At 69.7% G+C, this 16,063-nt stretch carries 11 protein-coding genes and 2 pseudogenes; 4 read left to right on the forward strand and 9 right to left on the reverse strand.

The window, feature by feature from the left end:
• Nucleotides 1-108 precede the first annotated feature (108 nt).
• Together sucD and sucC are read right to left on the reverse strand one after the other, a co-directional pair.
• The gene (gene sucD, locus O3Q52_RS06630; RefSeq protein ID WP_269647849.1) at nucleotides 109-993 is read right to left on the reverse strand and encodes a succinate--CoA ligase subunit alpha; all 885 of its coding nucleotides are present in this window, start codon (nucleotides 991-993) and stop codon (nucleotides 109-111) included.
• Nucleotides 994-1,004: 11 nt separating this feature from the next.
• Nucleotides 1,005-2,135: an ADP-forming succinate--CoA ligase subunit beta gene (sucC, locus tag O3Q52_RS06635; RefSeq protein ID WP_269647850.1), complete on the reverse strand. Its 1,131-nt coding sequence runs from the start codon at nucleotides 2,133-2,135 to the stop codon at nucleotides 1,005-1,007.
• A gap of 187 nt (nucleotides 2,136-2,322) precedes the next feature.
• On the opposite strand from sucC, the gene O3Q52_RS06640 reads away from it, so the two are divergent.
• The 4 genes from O3Q52_RS06640 (at nucleotide 2,323) to O3Q52_RS06655 (ending at nucleotide 8,986) form a co-directional block, all read left to right on the forward strand.
• Nucleotides 2,323-4,008 (forward strand): thiamine pyrophosphate-binding protein, encoded by a 1,686-nt coding sequence (locus O3Q52_RS06640; RefSeq protein WP_269647851.1) that lies wholly within the window; start codon nucleotides 2,323-2,325, stop codon nucleotides 4,006-4,008.
• Between the two features lie 10 nt (nucleotides 4,009-4,018).
• The gene (frc, locus tag O3Q52_RS06645; protein WP_269647852.1) at nucleotides 4,019-5,296 is read left to right on the forward strand and encodes a formyl-CoA transferase; all 1,278 of its coding nucleotides are present in this window, start codon (nucleotides 4,019-4,021) and stop codon (nucleotides 5,294-5,296) included.
• A 3-nt stretch (nucleotides 5,297-5,299) separates the two neighbouring features.
• Nucleotides 5,300-7,432 carry an acetate--CoA ligase family protein gene (locus O3Q52_RS06650; RefSeq protein ID WP_269647853.1) on the forward strand — a complete coding sequence of 711 codons (2,133 nt, stop codon included), beginning with the start codon at nucleotides 5,300-5,302 and terminating at the stop codon, nucleotides 7,430-7,432.
• 165 nt (nucleotides 7,433-7,597) lie between these two features.
• Nucleotides 7,598-8,986, forward strand: coding sequence for an OFA family MFS transporter (locus O3Q52_RS06655; protein WP_269647854.1), 1,389 nt, complete (start codon nucleotides 7,598-7,600; stop codon nucleotides 8,984-8,986).
• Between the two features lie 195 nt (nucleotides 8,987-9,181).
• Here the strand turns inward: O3Q52_RS06655 and O3Q52_RS06660 are convergent, their stop codons facing one another.
• The 7 genes and pseudogenes from O3Q52_RS06660 to O3Q52_RS06690 form a co-directional block, all read right to left on the reverse strand.
• Nucleotides 9,182-10,351 (reverse strand): sugar phosphate isomerase/epimerase, encoded by a 1,170-nt coding sequence (locus tag O3Q52_RS06660; RefSeq protein ID WP_269647855.1) that lies wholly within the window; start codon nucleotides 10,349-10,351, stop codon nucleotides 9,182-9,184.
• A 176-nt stretch (nucleotides 10,352-10,527) separates the two neighbouring features.
• Entirely contained in the window at nucleotides 10,528-11,952 is a 1,425-nt protein-coding gene (locus tag O3Q52_RS06665; protein ID WP_269647856.1) for a nucleotide pyrophosphatase/phosphodiesterase family protein, read from the reverse strand.
• Complete coding sequence (gene eboE, locus O3Q52_RS06670; RefSeq protein ID WP_269647857.1) at nucleotides 11,949-13,118, reverse strand: metabolite traffic protein EboE; 1,170 nt, start codon at nucleotides 13,116-13,118, stop codon at nucleotides 11,949-11,951. The genes O3Q52_RS06665 and eboE overlap by 4 nt, the downstream gene beginning before the upstream one ends.
• A gap of 3 nt (nucleotides 13,119-13,121) precedes the next feature.
• Nucleotides 13,122-14,033: a TatD family hydrolase gene (locus O3Q52_RS06675; protein ID WP_269647858.1), complete on the reverse strand. Its 912-nt coding sequence runs from the start codon at nucleotides 14,031-14,033 to the stop codon at nucleotides 13,122-13,124.
• Nucleotides 14,033-14,669 (reverse strand): annotated as a pseudogene (locus O3Q52_RS06680) (EboA domain-containing protein). Before O3Q52_RS06680 ends, O3Q52_RS06675 begins: the two are co-directional and overlap by 1 nt.
• A 59-nt stretch (nucleotides 14,670-14,728) precedes the next feature.
• Nucleotides 14,729-15,712, reverse strand: a complete 984-nt coding sequence (locus O3Q52_RS06685; RefSeq protein WP_269647859.1) for a sugar phosphate isomerase/epimerase — start codon at nucleotides 15,710-15,712, stop codon at nucleotides 14,729-14,731.
• Nucleotides 15,709-16,063, reverse strand: a pseudogene (locus O3Q52_RS06690) (prenyltransferase); the annotation flags it as partial. The pseudogene O3Q52_RS06690 and the gene O3Q52_RS06685, both read right to left, overlap by 4 nt.

Here is a 16,063-nt window from a genome sequence, read left to right on the forward strand (position 1 = left end):
GGCGCGCTCGGAGTGCTCGCGTACGGAGACGTCGTACGAAGGACGCTAGCGATCCGTCTCGACCTCGGAAAGTAACGCCGTGTCAACTATGAGTGACATCACGCTCCTTCATCCGGACTCGTCCAGTGCGGCGAGGACCAGCCGGGCCGTTTCGGTCGGGGTGTCGCCCACGCGGACTCCGGCCGCTTCCAGGGCTTCCTTCTTCGCCTGGGCCGTGCCGGACGAGCCGGAGACGATCGCCCCCGCGTGTCCCATCGTCTTGCCCTCGGGTGCGGTGAATCCGGCGATGTAGCCGATGACGGGTTTGGTGACGTGGTCGCGGACATACGCGGCCGCGCGTTCCTCGGCGTCGCCGCCGATCTCCCCGATGAGGACGATGAGTTCGGTGTCGGGGTCGTCCTGGAAGGCGGCCAGGCAGTCGATGTGGGTGGTGCCGACGACGGGGTCGCCGCCGATGCCGACGCAGGTCGAGAAGCCGATGTCGCGGAGTTCGTACATGAGTTGGTAGGTGAGCGTGCCCGACTTGGAGACGAGGCCGATGCGGCCCGACTTGGTGATGTCGGCCGGGATGATGCCCGCGTTGGACTGGCCGGGGGTGATCAGGCCGGGGCAGTTGGGGCCGATGATCCGCGTGCCCTTCGACCTCGCGTACGCGGTGAAGGCGACCGAGTCGTGGACCGGGATGCCCTCGGTGATGACGACGGCGAGTTCGATGCCGGCGTCGGCGGCCTCGACAACTGCCGCCTTGGAGAAGGCGGGTGGGACGAAGACGACGCTGACGTCGGCTCCGGTGGCCTCGATGCCTTCGCGCACTGAGCCGAAGACGGGCACGGCGCGGTCGTCGAAGTCGACGCTCTGCCCGGCCTTGCGCGGGTTGACGCCGCCGACGACGTCGGTGCCGGCCGCGAGCATGCGCCGGGTGTGCTTCATGCCCTCGCCGCCGGTCATGCCCTGGACGAGGACCTTGCTCTCCTTGGTGAGGTATATGGCCATGTCCCGCTCCTTCAGCTGGCGTTGGCGAGTTGGGCGGCACGGCGCGCGGCGCCGTCCATGGTGGTGGCCTGCTGGACCAGAGGGTGCGCCCGGTCGTCGAGGATCGCGCGGCCGCGTACGGCGTTGTTCCCGTCGAGGCGGACGACCAGCGGCTTGGTCAAGTGGACGGATTCCAGGGCTTGCACGATGCCGTCGGCGACCGCGTCGCAGGCGGTGATGCCGCCGAAGACGTTGACGAAAACGGACTTGACCGCCGGGTCGGAGAGGATGACGGAGAGTCCGTCGGCCATGATCTGGGCGGATGCTCCGCCGCCGATGTCGAGGAAGTTGGCGGGGCGCGCACCGCAGCCGGCGACCACGTCGAGGGTCGACATGACGAGTCCGGCGCCGTTGCCGATGATGCCGACCTCGCCGTCCAGCTTCACGTAGTTGAGGTTCTTGGCGGCGGCCGCCGCCTCCAGCGGGTCGTCGTGCGTGGACTCCTGGTCGCCCCAACGGGCCTGCCGGAAGCGGGCGTTGTCGTCGAGGGTGACCTTGCCGTCGAGGGCGAGGACCTGCCCCTGGGCCGTACGGACGAGGGGGTTCACCTCGACGAGTACGGCGTCCTCGCGGATCAGTACGTCCCAGAGCCTGACCAGGACGTCGACGGTCTGCGGGGGCAGGCCCGCGGCATCGGCGATCTCGGCCGCCTTCGCCGAGGTGACGCCCTCGGCGGGGTCGATGTGGACGCGCGCCACGGCGTCCGGCCGGGTGGCGGCGACCTCCTCGATGTCCATGCCGCCCTCGGCCGAGGCGATGGCGAGGAACCGGCCGGCGGCTCGGTCGAGTACGTAACTGACGTAGAACTCGCTCTCGATGTCGACCGGTTGGGCCAGCATCACCTTGCCGACGGTGTGGCCCTTGATGTCCATACCGAGGATCTGGCGTGCCGTCAGTTCGGTGGCGGCTGGGTCCGCGGCGAGTTTCACGCCGCCCGCCTTGCCGCGCCCGCCGGTCTTCACCTGTGCCTTGACGACGACGCGGCCGCCGAGCCTGCGGGCGATCTCGCGTGCCTCCTTGGGCGAGTCCGTGACCTCCGCCCTCGGCACCAAGATGCCGTGTTCCTCGAAGAGTTCCCTTGCCTGGTGCTCGAACAGGTCCATCTCGGCTCCCTCCTAAAAGTGCCGCACGCCCCCTGGACACCACCCACTGGATGCGGGATAACAAGCTTCATACAGTATTCGTCGACTGTATGCAATGTACCGCGACGGCATCCACGAACAGTGCGCGCACCACGTCTGAGCTGCACTTCCGCGCGCCCAATCCCCTACGAAGGGACAGGACTTCGCCATGCCCGACGACAACAGCCAGAACCTCATCTCCGGTGGGCACCTGGTCGCCAAGGCACTCAAAGCGGAGGGTGTGGAGGTCATCTACACGCTCTGCGGCGGCCACATCATCGACATCTACGACGGCTGCGTCGACGAAGGCATCGAGGTCGTCGACGTACGCCATGAACAGGTCGCCGCCCACGCCGCCGACGGCTACGCGCGCATCACCGGCAAGCCCGGCTGCGCCGTCGTCACCGCCGGTCCCGGCACGACCGACGCCGTGACGGGTGTCGCCAACGCCTTCCGCGCGGAGTCCCCGATGCTGCTGATCGGCGGCCAGGGGGCCCACACCCAGCACAAGATGGGGTCCCTGCAGGACCTGCCGCACGTCGACATGATGACGCCGATCACCAAGTTCGCGGCGACCGTGCCGGACACCGCGCGGGCCGCCGACATGGTGTCGATGGCGTTCCGCGAGTGCTACCACGGGGCGCCCGGCCCGTCCTTCCTGGAGATCCCGCGCGATGTCCTCGACGCCAAGGTGCCGATCGAGAAGGCCCGGGTCCCCGCCGCCGGCCACTACCGGGCCTCGACCCGCTCGGCCGGTGACCCCGAGGCCATCGAGAAGCTCGCCGACCTGCTCGTGCACGCCGAGAAGCCCGCGATCCTGCTGGGCAGCCAGGTGTGGACGACCCGCGGCACCGAATCCGCCATCGACCTCGTACGCACCCTCAACATCCCCGCCTACATGAACGGCGCCGGGCGCGGCACGCTGCCGCCCGGGGACCCGCACCACTTCCAGCTGTCGCGCCGGTACGCCTTCTCCAACGCCGACGTCATCGTCATCGTCGGCACGCCCTTCGACTTCCGCATGGGCTACGGGAAGCGGCTGTCGCAGGACGCGACCGTCGTGCAGATCGACCTCGACTACCGGACCGTCGGCAAGAACCGGGACATCGACCTCGGGATCGTCGGTGACGCGGGCCTGGTCCTGAAGTCGGTCACCGAGGCGGCCTCCGGACGCATCAACGGGGGCGCGTCGAAGCGCAAGGAGTGGCTCGACGAACTGCGCGCCGCCGAACAGACCGCCATCGAGAAGCGGCTGCCGAACCTCAAGTCGGACGCCTCGCCGATCCACCCGTACCGGCTGGTCAGCGAGATCAACGACTTCCTCACCGAGGACTCCATCTACATCGGCGACGGCGGCGACATCGTCACCTTCTCCGGCCAGGTCGTGCAGCCCAAGTCACCCGGGCACTGGATGGACCCGGGGCCGCTCGGCACACTCGGCGTCGGCGTCCCCTTCGTGCTCGCCGCCAAGAAGGCACGGCCCGACAAGGAGGTCGTCGCCCTCTTCGGGGACGGCGCCTTCTCGCTCACCGGCTGGGACTTCGAGACCCTCGTCCGCTACAACCTCCCGTTCGTCGGCATCGTCGGCAACAACTCCTCCATGAACCAGATCCGTTACGGCCAGGCCGCCAAGTACGGCCTGGAGCGCGAGCGGGTCGGCAACACCCTCGGCGACGTCCACTACGACAAGTTCGCCCAGATGCTGGGCGGTTACGGCGAAGAGGTCCGCGACCCCGCCGACATCGCCCCGGCCCTCCAGCGCGCCCGCGAGTCGGGCAAGCCGTCACTCATCAACGTCTGGGTCGACCCGGACGCGTACGCCCCCGGAACCATGAACCAGACGATGTACAAGTGAGGTGGCCCCGATGACAGCAACGACAGCGACGACAGTCACGGAAGCGACGCCGGCAACCTCGACCAAGGCCCTGGAAGGCATCCGCGTCCTCGACATGACGCACGTCCAGTCCGGGCCGTCCGCCACCCAGCTGCTCGCCTGGCTCGGCGCGGACGTCGTCAAACTGGAGGCGCCGACCGGAGACATCACGCGCAAGCAGCTGCGTGACCTCCCGGACGTCGACTCCCTCTACTTCACGATGCTCAACTGCAACAAGCGGAGCATCACCCTCAACACCAAGACCGAGCGCGGCAAGGAGATCCTCACCGAGCTGATCCGGCGCTCCGACGTCATGGTCGAGAACTTCGGACCGGGCGCGGTCGACCGCATGGGCTTCACCTGGGACCGCATCCAGGAGATCAATCCGCGGATCGTCTATGCCTCCATCAAGGGGTTCGGGGACGGCCCGTACACCAACTTCAAGGCGTACGAAGTCGTCGCTCAGGCCATGGGCGGGTCGATGTCGACCACCGGCTTCGAGGACGGGCCGCCGCTGGCGACGGGGGCCCAGATCGGTGACTCGGGCACGGGCATCCACGCGGTGGCGGCGATCCTCGCCGCCCTGTTCCAGCGGGAGAACACGGGGCGCGGGCAGCGCGTGAACGTGGCGATGCAGCACGCCGTGCTGAATCTGTGCCGGGTGAAACTGCGGGACCAGCAGCGCCTCGGGCATGGACCGCTGGCTGAATATCCCAACGACGACTTCGGCGACGAGGTTCCCAGGTCGGGCAACGCGTCCGGCGGGGGCCAGCCCGGCTGGGCGGTCAAGTGCGCGCCGGGCGGCCCGAACGACTACGTGTACGTCATCGTGCAGCCCGTCGGCTGGAAGCCCATCACCGAGCTCATCGGGCGCCCCGAACTCGCGGACGCCCCCGAGTGGGCGACTCCGGAGGCCCGGCTCCCCCAGCTCACCAAGATGTTCCAGCTCATCGAGGAGTGGTCGTCCACGCTTCCCAAGTGGCAGGTGCTGGAGCAGCTCAACGCCCACAACATCCCCTGCGGTCCGATCCTCTCCACCAAGGAGATCATCGAGGACGAGTCACTGGTCGCCAACGACATGGTCGTGACGGTGCCGCACCCCGAGCGGGGCGACTTCGTGACCGTGGGCAGCCCACTGAAGCTCTCCGACTCCCCCGTGGACGTGACCAGTTCGCCGCTGCTGGGCGAGCACAACGAAGAGGTGTACGTCGGCGAGCTCGGTCTCGGCGACGAGGAGCTGCGCCTGCTCAAGTCGAACGGAGTGATCTGATTGATGGCCGAAGACCGCGTGCTGAGGGTGCGTACGCTCCTCGAAGCCGTGCGGGCCGAGGGGCGGACGGCGCTGACCGCGCCCGAGGGCAAGGTGATCGCCGACGCGTACGCGATCGCCGTCCCCGGCGAGGAGCTGGCGACCGACGTCGACGAGGCGGTCTCCTACGCGGCGCGCTTCGGCGGACCCGTCGTGATGAAGATCGTCTCCCCCGACATCCTCCACAAGACCGACGTCGGCGGCGTGATCGTCGGAGTGGAGGGCGCGGCGGACGTACGCGCCGCCTTCCACAAGATCATCGAGAACGCCCGGGCGTACGACCCCCAGGCCCGTATCGAGGGCGTACAGGTCCAGGAACTGCTCCCCAAGGGGCAGGAGGTCATCGTCGGCGCGGTGACCGATCCGACGTTCGGGAAGGTCGTGGCCTTCGGGCTCGGCGGTGTGCTGGTCGAGGTCCTCAAGGACGTCACGTTCCGGCTGGCGCCGGTGGACGCGGACGAGGCGCTGTCGATGCTGGACTCGATCCGGGCCGCGGAGATCCTGCGCGGCGTGCGGGGCGCTCCGGCGGTGGACCGGTGGGCGATCGCCGAGCAGATCCGCCGGGTCTCCGAACTGGTCGCGGACTTCCCGGAGATCGCCGAGGTCGATCTCAACCCGGTGATCGCCACCCCGGAGGGCGCGGTGGCCGCGGACATCCGGGTCATCCTCGCCGAGGAAGTGGCCAAGCCGCGCCGCAAGTACACGCGCGAGGAGATCCTCATCTCGATGCGCCGGCTGATGCAGCCGTCGTCGGTGGCCGTGATCGGTGCCTCCAACGAGCAGGGCAAGATCGGTAATTCGGTCATGCGCAACCTCATCGACGGCGGCTTCTCCGGGGAGATCCACCCGGTGAACCCCAAGGCCGATGACATTCTGGGCCGCAAGGCGTACAAGAGTGTCACGGACGTTCCCGGTGAGGTGGATGTGGCGGTCTTCGCTATTCCCGCCAAGTTCGTGGCCTCGGCCCTGGAGGAGGTGGGACGCAAGGGGATCCCCAACGCCGTCCTGATCCCCTCCGGGTTCGCGGAGACCGGTGAGCACGAACTCCAGGACGAGATCGTGGCGATCGGCGAGCGGTACGGTGTCCGGCTGCTCGGGCCGAACATCTACGGCTACTACTCGACGTGGCAGGACCTGTGCGCCACGTTCTGCACGCCGTACGACGTCAAGGGCGGCGTCGCGCTCACCTCGCAGTCCGGTGGCATAGGGATGGCCATCCTGGGCTTCGCGCGCACTACGAAGACGGGTGTTTCCGCGATCGTGGGGCTCGGCAACAAGTCGGACCTGGACGAGGACGACCTGCTGACCTGGTTCGGCGAGGACCCCAACACCAAGTGCATCGCCATGCACTTGGAGGACCTCAAGGACGGACGCGCCTTCGTGGAGGCCGCGCGGGCGACCGTCCCCAAGAAGCCGGTGGTCGTCCTGAAGGCGGGCCGAACGGCGGCCGGCGCCAAGGCCGCGGGCTCGCACACGGGCGCCCTCGCGGGCGACGACGCCGTGTACGAGGACATCCTGAAGCAGGCCGGCGTCATCCGGGCGCCCGGTCTGAACGAAATGCTGGAGTACGCGCGCGGGTTGCCGGTGTTGCCGACCCCTCAGGGCGACAACATCGTGATCATCACGGGCGCCGGCGGCAGTGGCGTACTGCTGTCCGACGCGGTGACCGACAACGGCCTCTCCCTGATGGAGATCCCGCCGGACCTGGACGCGTCCTTCCGGAAGTTCATCCCGCCCTTCGGCGCGGCCGGCAACCCGGTGGACATCACGGGCGGCGAGCCGCCGTCGACGTACGAGGCGACGATCCGGCTCGGTCTGGAGGACCCGCGGATCCACTCGCTCGTCCTCGGCTACTGGCACACCATCGTGACCCCTCCCATGGTCTTCGCCGAGCTCACCGCGCGCGTGGTGGCCGAATTCAGGGAGCGCGGGATCGAGAAGCCGGTCGTGGCGTCGCTCGCGGGCGACGTCGAGGTCGAGGAGGCCTGCCAGTACCTCTACGAACGCGGGGTCGTGGCATACCCGTACACGACCGAGAAGCCGGTGGCCGTCCTCGGCGCGAAGTATCGCTGGGCGCGCGCGGCGGGGCTGTTGTGACGCGGCGGCGCGCGGTGGGCGCTGTTGGGGGGCGGTTCATGACTTGACCCGGTGAAGGGGCGGGCCGACGGTGCGCGTCGGCCCGCCCCGGGACCCGTGCGCACACGAAAGGAATTGGACAGGGGGCGCTGGCCAGATCTTTCGACGCAAGGGGTGCTACGCGACATGACAACCACCGACTTCACGACACCCGTCCCCTACAGGGAGGTGACGGACCGCAACGGCCGCCTGTACCGGATCGGTGAGACCGACCGGGACATCATGGGGCGACCACGCTGGACCATGGTGCTCTTCCCCTGGATGGGCATGATGGGCATCAGCTCCTCGGAGTACGCGTTCACATCCGCCGAGGACACCCTGCGGGAGGCCCACCTCTGGGACAGTGGGCACATCTTCTGGCTGATGGGCGTCTGGGTGTTCTTCCAGGCGGCCGTGGCCTTCCCGGCCGGCCAGCTGCGCGAGAGCGGAAAGCTGCCCGCGCGGTACGCCATGATGCTCGGCGCACTCGGCACGGTCCTGGGTTACATCTCGCTGGCGTACGCGCCGCACGTGATCGTCGCGTACATAGGCTTCGGCATGTTCAGCGGCATCGGCGCCGGCCTCGTCTACGCGACCTGCGTGAACATGGTCGGCAAGTGGTATCCGGAGCGCAAGGGCGGCAAGACCGGCATGGTCAACGGCGGTTTCGCCTACGGCTCCGTGCCCTTCGTGTTCCTGTTCACCTCGTACATGGATCTGTCCAACTACGAGACCGTGCTGGTCATGGTCGGCGTGATCTGCTGCATGGTCGTCGCCGTCGCCGGCTGGTTCTTCAAGGACCCGCCGAAGAACTGGTGGCCCGCGCACGTCGACCCGCTGAAGACGTCCGACGACCCGCGGGTCGTGCGGGCCCTGGCGAAGAACCCGCCTGCGGTCAAGCAGTACACACCGCGGGAGGCGGCCAGGACGCCCGTACTGTGGATGATGTGGTTCTGCCTGTTGTGCACGGCCGGTATCAACATCTTCGGCATCGCCATGCAGGTGCCGTTCGGAAAGGAGATGGGGTTCGCGGGCGGCATCGTGGCCACCGCGATGTCGCTCAAGGCGATCGTCAACGGCACCGGACGTGGTGTCATCGGCTGGATCTCGGACCGGTACGGCCGCCGGAACACACTCGTCATCGTCTGTGTCGTCCTCGGCTGCTCGCAGTTCGGCGTATTCCTCTCCGGGAACATGGGCTCGATGCCGTTCTTCCTGGTCTGCTCGATGATCTCCGGCTTCGGCGGCGGCGCGATCTTCCCGCTGTTCGCGGCCATGACAGCGGACTACTTCGGTGAGAACAACAACGCCTCCAACTACGGCATGGTCTACAGCTCCAAGCTCATCTCCGGTCTCGTCGGCTCCGGCGTGGGAGCCATCGTCGTGAGCGCCTGGGGCTACGGAGGCGCCTTCGCACTGGCAGGCGGCATCGGTCTCGGTTCCGCGGTCCTCGCGCTCTTCCTGCGCGCTCCCGGCCGCCCGAGTCCCAAGCGCGTCGTGCCCAACCCGCACCCGATCGGTGAGGAGATGGCCTGAACCGGTGAGGAGGCGAATCGAGCCGGTGGGGGGATGCCCCCTCATGAACCCTGCGGTGCGGAACCGTCCCGCGCCGTGTCCGCCGCACACGTCCCCGACGCTCTAGAACTTCCACGAACCGCTTCCGTCCTTGGAAACGCCGACGGTCCTCCCCACGGCACCGCGTGGGGAGGACCGTTCGCCGTGTGTCCGGGGTCAGCGGCGCCTTGCGCGGAGGGCCGCGAGGTTGTCGTAACTGATCTTGGCCTCGCGCAGCGACTGTGCGGGGTCGGTGGCACTGGGCGAGTTGTCGTCCTCGACCATCGGGTTGTGGTAGTTCCGCTCCCCTACCCGCGAGAAGAACGTGGTGTAGTCGATGACGCCTGTTCCGAAGGGCACCATGTCGTAGCCCATGCCGTTGGTGGTGCTCACGACACCGTCCTTGGCGTGGAACAGCGGGTAGCGCTTGTTGTTGCGGGCGACGAGCCCCGCCGGGTCAAAGACCTTCTCGCGGGTGGAGCCGTCGTGGGCGGTGTAGGTGTGGAACTTGTACTGGGCTACATGTGCCCAGAAGATGTCCATCTCCAGCCAGACCAGCTTCGGGTCGGTGGCCTTGAGGAAGTACTCCAGCTTGCGGATGCCGGAGCTGCGGGTGGGCCGGCCCTGGGCGTCCAGCGGGCCTCCGTCGAGCAGGAAGCCGTAGGCGGAGTCGTGGTTGTGCGTGTACAGCTTGATGCCCTCGCGGCGGGCGATCCTGCCCAGCGCGTTCCACTTGTCGGCCGCCACGTCCCAGTCGGCCGGGTAGGAGCTGCCGGTGGGGTCGCCGCCGGTGCCCATGTGGTCCATGCCGAGGATGTTGGCGATCTCCAGGTTCAGCTTGAAGGTGTCCACGTCGGCGCTGGTCAGCGGCCAGGAGGGCGGTATGAAGCCGTGGGTGCCCTGGGCGCGCAGGCCGTAGTCGTCGAGCCAGGAGCGCAGCAGCTTGGCGCCCGCCACGGAACCGAGGTTGGCACCGCCCGGCGCGTTGGCGTGCTGGCCGTAGCCGGCGAACTCCACCTGGCGGTATCCGTGGCGGGCCAGTTGCTTGAACACCTCACGGAAGCCGGAGGGCAGGTCCGAGGCGAGCGGGTCGCGGGCCGTGGCGTCACGGACGGTGTAGAGGATGATGCCGCGCTTGCCCGGCGGAACGAGGACATGGCCGCGGCCGTGGTCATGGTCGTGGCCTCTGCCCCGGTCCTGGGCCAGGGCGGGTGAGGCGCCCACCACCGGGGCCGCGATCGCCCCGGCGGCGACGGCGGTGCAGGTGCTGAGGAAGCGGCGGCGGTTGACGCCGAGCGCGCGACGCAGGGCGTCGCCGGATCCGGATTCGTCGTTGAACGCGGTCACGGTGTCTCTCTTTCGGGTAGGGGCCCACCGTGTTCGGCAGGGGGCCAGCCATGTTCGTCAGGTGTCCGGCCGTGACGGGTGCCGTGCGGTATGCCGGTTATCCACAGGCCGAACACACTGTCAGTGCCGTGTGTTTCACTTTTCGTGATCGCCCGTCCGGTCGCTCCCGGGTGCAGTCACCCGAGGCCGGCCAGGTCGAGCAACAGGGATTTCACATCGGTGGCCGCGACGCGGTCGCCGACAGCGCGGGGGGTGGAGCAGATGATGAGCGGACCTTCGTCGTCGCTCAGGGGGAGGCGGCCGTGGCTGCCTCGAATAGGTGAGGGATCGAGGGGCACGACCGCCATGCGGTAGCGCATGCCGAGCTTCTTGCGGGCCAGCGCGCCCGCGGCCTTGACCTTGACGTACGGGTCGAGCGGATCCATGAAGAGCTCGACCGGGTCGTAGCCGGGTTTGCGGTGGATCTCGACGAGCTGCGCGAAGTCGGGCGCGCGGGCGTCGTCGAGCCAGTAGTAGTACGTGAACCAGGCGTCCGGCTCCGCGACGGCGACGAGTTCGCCGGAGCGCGGATGGTCGAGGTGGTGGGTCTTCTTGCCCTCGTCGTCGAGGAGTTGCTCGATACCGGGCAGATCGGCGAGCGCCGCTTTCGTGGCCTCCATGTCCTCGGGGCGGCACACGTAGACATGGGCGATCTGGTGGTCGGCGACGGCGAAGGCACGTGAGGCCATCGGGTCGAGGTACTCCATGCCGTCCTGCGTGTGCACTTCGAGGAGTCCGGCGCGGCGCAGTGCGCGGTTGATGTCGACGGGTCGGTCCACGCGGGTGATGCCGTACTCGGACAGGGCGACGACGGTGCGGCCCTCCGCTCGCGCGTCGTCGAGGAGGGGGGCCATGGCCGCGTCGAGGTCGGCGGCCGCCTTCAGGGAACGCGGGTCGTCGGGGCCGAAGCGCTGCAGGTCGTAGTCGAGATGAGGGAGGTAGCAGAGGGTCAGGTCCGGGTGGCGGGTGCGGATGATGTGCCGGGTGGCGTCGATGATCCAGCGGCTGGAGACAAGGTCGGCGCCGGGACCCCAGAAGTGGAAGAGCGGGAACGTGCCGAGTTTCTCGGTGAGTTCGTCGTGCAGGGCCGGGGGCCGCGTGTAGCAGTCGGGTTCCTTGCGGCCGTCGGCGTAGTAGATCGGACGAGGGGTGATGGTGATGTCGGTGTCGGCGCCCATGGCGTACCACCAGCAGATATTGGCGACCGTGTAGCCGGGGTGCGCGCGCCGGGCGGCGTCCCACAGTTTGTCCCCGGACACCAGGCCGTTGTGCTGACGCCACAGCAGTACGTCGCCGAGGTCGCGGAAGTACCAGCCGTTGCCGACGATGCCGTGCTCGGACGGGTGGGTGCCGGTGAGGAACGTCGACTGGGCGGCGCAGGTGACGGCGGGCAGGACCGTGCCGAGGGTGGCCTGCGAGCCGGACTGGGCGAGGGTCTTGAGGTGGGGCATGTGGTCGAGGAGACGGGGGGTGAGGCCGACGACGTCGAGGACGAGGAGCGGGGTGGGGGTCGTGGAGCCGTCGGTGCGGGCCGGCGCTGCCGGGGTCTCGTGGGTGCTCATGGGAGTTCCTTCAGGCCGAGGTCCGTCAACAGGTCTCGGGCGAGGGTGAGTTCCGCGGCGATTCCGTCGGCGAGCTGGGCGCGGGCGCGGGGGCGCAGCTCGGGCGGAAGGGCCTGCCAGGTGTAGGTCTCGACCTCGAGGTGGCTGGTCAGCGGGTGCGGGCCGCCGACCAGTCGGGTCAGCGTGTCCTTGAGTACGGGCAGCGTGGAGGTGAGGGGCGCGTCGGGTGCCGCGTGCAGCGGGACGTGGAAGTGGGCGCGCCACGGGGAGGCGTCGGGCAGGGCGTCCTCCTTGACGGCCTCGCCGAGGTCGTCGGTCCCGCGGAGTCCGGCGGCGGTGAGGGTGCGGGTCTGGTGCAGGAAGCGGGGTTCGTCGAAGGCGGCGAGGGCCTCGCGGACTTCGGGGAGGTAGGGGTGTTCGGCGTGCAGGGCGGCTGACAGTTGGGACTTGACGACGGGGACGTGGGCCGCGGCCAGGGCGTCCAGGGCGGTGCGTGGATCTTCGAAGGAGGTGGCGAGGTGGCAGGTGTCGACGCAGACGCCGATACGGGGGTGGCCGATCGCGGTGAGCGGGGCGATGGCGTCGGCCGTGGTCTCGACGGTGCAGCCCGGCTCCGGCTCCAGGCCGATACGGATGGAGCGGCCGGTCAGCTCCTCCAGCGCGTCGAGGCGTTCGGCGAGGGTGGTCAGGGCCGCGTGGGCACGGGCGGCGCGGTCGTCGTCGTACACCGTGCGCCAGGCGAGCGGCAGGGTCGAGATGGTGCCTTCGGTGACGTCGTCGGGGAGGAGACCGGCGAGGACGCGGGCGAGGGCCGTGGTGTGTTCGAGCCGCTCGGGGTCGGCCCAGTCCGGCTTGTAGACGCGGTACTTGACCTCCTCGGCTCCGAACCCTTCGTACGGGAAGCCGTTGAGGGTGACGACTTCGAGGCCGCGGAGGTCGAGTTCGGTGCGCAGCCCGCGCAGGGCGGACGGGTCGGTGACCAGGGCGTGTGCGGCGTCCTTGGCGAGCCACAGGCCGATGCCGAGACGGTCGCGGCCGAGGCGTTTGCGTACGGGTTCGCAGTGGTCGCGGAGCTGGGCGAGGACGCCGTCGAGGGTCTCGGCCGGGTGGACGTTGGTGCAGTAGGCGAGGTGGACGGTGGAGCCGTCGGGGTGGCGGAAGCGCATGGGTCACGCCTCCGTCGTCGTCGGGACGGGGGCCGGGGCGGTGTCCGGGTCTGCGTCCGGGACCGTCCTCGGGACGCCGCGGAGGATGGAGTTGCCCTCGTGGGTGGCGTCCGTGCCGGCGACGTCCAGGTCGAGGCGGCCGCTGAGTCCGTAGAAGGCGACGGGGTTGCGCCACAGCACCTGGTCGACGTCGTCCTCGGTGAACCCGGCCTTCAGCAGGGCGTCCGCGACCTTGCGGGTCTTCAGCGGGTCGCTCTTGCCCCAGTCGGCGGCGGAGTTGACCAGTACCTTCTCCGGTCCGTACTCCTGCAGGACGGCGACCATCCGTTCCTCGTCCATCTTGGTGTCCGGATAGACGGAGAAGCCGAGCCAGCAGCCGCCGTCCTTGGCCTCCTTGACCGTGGTCTCGTTGAGGTGGTCGATCAGGACGTGGTCCGGGGGCAGTGCGGACTCCCGGACCACGTCGAGGGTGCGGCGCAGGCCGGCCAGCTTGTCGCGGTGCGGGGTGTGGACGAGCGCGGGCAGCTCGTAGGTGGCGGCGAGCTGGAGCTGGGCGGCCAGGGCGGTGTCCTCGGCGGGGGTCATCGAGTCGTAGCCGATCTCGCCGACGGCCACGACGTGGTCCTTGACGAGATACCGGGGCAGTTCGTCGAGGACGGGGACGCAGCGGGGGTCGTTGGCCTCTTTGGGGTTGAGGGCGAGGGTGCAGTGGTGGGCGATGCCGTACTGGGCGGCGCGGAAGGGTTCCCAGCCGAGGAGGGAGTCGAAGTAGTCGAGGAAGGAGGCGACCGAGGTGCGGGGCTGGCCGAGCCAGAAGGCGGGTTCGACGACGGCTCTGACACCGGCCGCGTGCATGGCTTCGTAGTCGTCGGTGGTCCGTGACGTCATGTGGATGTGGGGGTCGAAGATGCGCATCAGGACTCCTTGCCGTCGCTGCCGTGGGGGGCGTCGGTGCCGGGCGGGATGGCCGGGTGCTCGGTCAGGGCCAGGACGTGGTGCAGGTCCTGGGGTACGGGACGGCCCGCGGCGGTGCGTTCGTCGGCGTAGTCGGCGAGCATGCGGGCGAGTTCGGCGTCGGCGCGGGCGCGGCGGGGCAGGTCGGCCACCGCCTCGACGGGGACGCCGGTGAACAGGCACTTGAGCACGGCGTGCCGCCAGTTGTGGGCGTCCAGGTGCAGGGCGGCGTACGGGCCGACGGCGGCGGCCACGAGCCGGGTGTCGTTGGTGCGCAGGGCGTCCTCGACGATCGGCAGGGCATCGGGGCCCGGCACGAGGTGGGGCAGTGCCTGGAGGACTGCGCGGCGTTTCGTCGGCGGTGCCCTGGCGGTAGACGCGGGCGAGGGTGGTCGCGTCGGCCCGGGCCGCGTGCAGGAGGAGGACGCGGGCCGCCTCGGCGTGGTCGGGGCCGCAGCGGCGGCCGGCCTCGGCGATCCGCAACTCCCAGACGGAGATGGGCCCGTGGGTGCCCGGGTGGGCGGCTGCCTCGTCGAGGGCCTGGTCCAGCCAGGCGCGCGCGGCGCCGTCTAGCCCGCCGTTCAGGCGGGTGTGCAGGGCGGCGAGGGCCGGCGGGGCGACGTCCGTCGGGGTGCCGAGGTCGTCGTGGAGGTCCTTCACGGGGTTCTCCCGTCGGAGTCGGTGGAGCCCTCGCCGGGGATCGGCGGCCGGTCGGCGTCCGGGGGTGTGGAGACGGCGGCCGCGTGGTGGAGGAACGGGAGGGACTGCTGGGCGAGTTGGGGGCCGGCGTGGGAGTGGCGGGGCAGTTCGACGGAGACCAGGCCCTGGTAGCCGACGGCGGCGAGGGCTTCGAGTACGGGAGGGAAGTCGATCCCTCCGTCGCCGAAGGGGAGGTGTTCGTGGACGCCGCGCCGCATGTCCTCGATCTGGACGTGGCGCAGCCAGGGGGCGGCGGCGCGTACGCAGTCGGCGGGTGAGAGGGGTTCGAGGCACTGGCAGTGGCCGATGTCGAGGGTGAGGCCGAGTGCGTCGGGGCTCCCGAGGTCGGTGCGCAGACGGTGGAAGTCGTCGAGGGTGGCGAGGAGGTGACCGGGTTCGGGTTCGACGGCGAGGGGGATTCCGGCGGCGGTGGCGGCGTCGAGGACGCGGGTGAGGGTTTCGGCGAGGCGCTTCCAGGCGGCGTCCTCGGCCGCGACAGTCTGCCCTTCGGTGTCCGACTCTCCGGCCGTGTCCTTCGGGAGGATGCCGCTGAAGCAGTGGACCGCGTGCGCGCCGAGGTCGGTGGCGATCTGGACGGCTCGGACGAGCAGGTCGGCGCGACGGGCGCGTTGGCCCGGGTCCGGGTCGAGGAGGGACGGGCCGTGCTTGCGCCTCGGGTCGAGTACGTAGCGGGCGCCGGTCTCGATGGTGACGCCCAGGCCGAGCTCGTCCAGTCTGCGGGCGAGTTTGTGTGTGCGGGCCGCCAGGTCGGGGGCGAGCGGGTCCAGGTGCATGTGGTCGAGCGTCAGGCCGACGCCGTCGTAGCCGAGGTCCGCGAGAAGGGAGAGGGCGTCGTCCAGGCGGAGGTCGGTCAGGCCGTTGGTGCCGTAGGAGTAGCGGAGGGGATGAGCGGTGGGGCGGGGGCTCGGCCGGAGGCTCATGTCATGCTCACCTTCCGGCCGAACCGGCGGGCCGCCTGAGCGAGCGCCGCTGTCAGCAGGGCGGTGACCGGAGCGCCGGAGCGGGCCGCGAGGGCGGCCTGCAGAGGGATCATGGCTCGGATGCCGCCGCCGACGGCTCGTTGGGTGAGTTGGGGTGACGGGTTCAGGGCGGCGTGGAAGAGGGGACGGGCGGCGGTCGCCGCGTAGACGGCGGCCAGTGCTCCGCGCAGGGACACGAGGTTGGTGGCGGTTGCCGCCGCGCGTCCCGGTTGCCGGTCACGTACCGCTCGCCGGTCCCCTCCTGGCTGCCGGTCCCGTACCGCTCGCCGGTCCCCTCCTGGCTGCCGGTCC

Origin of the sequence: Streptomyces sp. ActVer (assembly GCF_027270795.1) — a bacterium.
In the GTDB taxonomy this organism is placed as follows: domain Bacteria; phylum Actinomycetota; class Actinomycetes; order Streptomycetales; family Streptomycetaceae; genus Streptomyces; species Streptomyces umbrinus_A.

Excerpts from the sequence above, each read along its gene's own strand:
- sucD (WP_269647849.1), bottom strand. The coding sequence starts at position 993 with ATGGCCATATACCTCACCAAGGAGAGCAAGGTCCTCGTCCAGGGCATG.
- sucC (WP_269647850.1), bottom strand. The coding sequence starts at position 2,135 with ATGGACCTGTTCGAGCACCAGGCAAGGGAACTCTTCGAGGAACACGGC.
- O3Q52_RS06640 (WP_269647851.1), top strand. The coding sequence starts at position 2,323 with ATGCCCGACGACAACAGCCAGAACCTCATCTCCGGTGGGCACCTGGTC.
- frc (WP_269647852.1), top strand. The coding sequence starts at position 4,019 with ATGACAGCAACGACAGCGACGACAGTCACGGAAGCGACGCCGGCAACC.
- O3Q52_RS06650 (WP_269647853.1), top strand. The coding sequence starts at position 5,300 with ATGGCCGAAGACCGCGTGCTGAGGGTGCGTACGCTCCTCGAAGCCGTG.
- O3Q52_RS06655 (WP_269647854.1), top strand. The coding sequence starts at position 7,598 with ATGACAACCACCGACTTCACGACACCCGTCCCCTACAGGGAGGTGACG.
- O3Q52_RS06665 (WP_269647856.1), bottom strand. The coding sequence starts at position 11,952 with ATGAGCACCCACGAGACCCCGGCAGCGCCGGCCCGCACCGACGGCTCC.
- eboE (WP_269647857.1), bottom strand. The coding sequence starts at position 13,118 with ATGCGCTTCCGCCACCCCGACGGCTCCACCGTCCACCTCGCCTACTGC.
- O3Q52_RS06675 (WP_269647858.1), bottom strand. The coding sequence starts at position 14,033 with ATGCGCATCTTCGACCCCCACATCCACATGACGTCACGGACCACCGAC.
- O3Q52_RS06685 (WP_269647859.1), bottom strand. The coding sequence starts at position 15,712 with ATGAGCCTCCGGCCGAGCCCCCGCCCCACCGCTCATCCCCTCCGCTAC.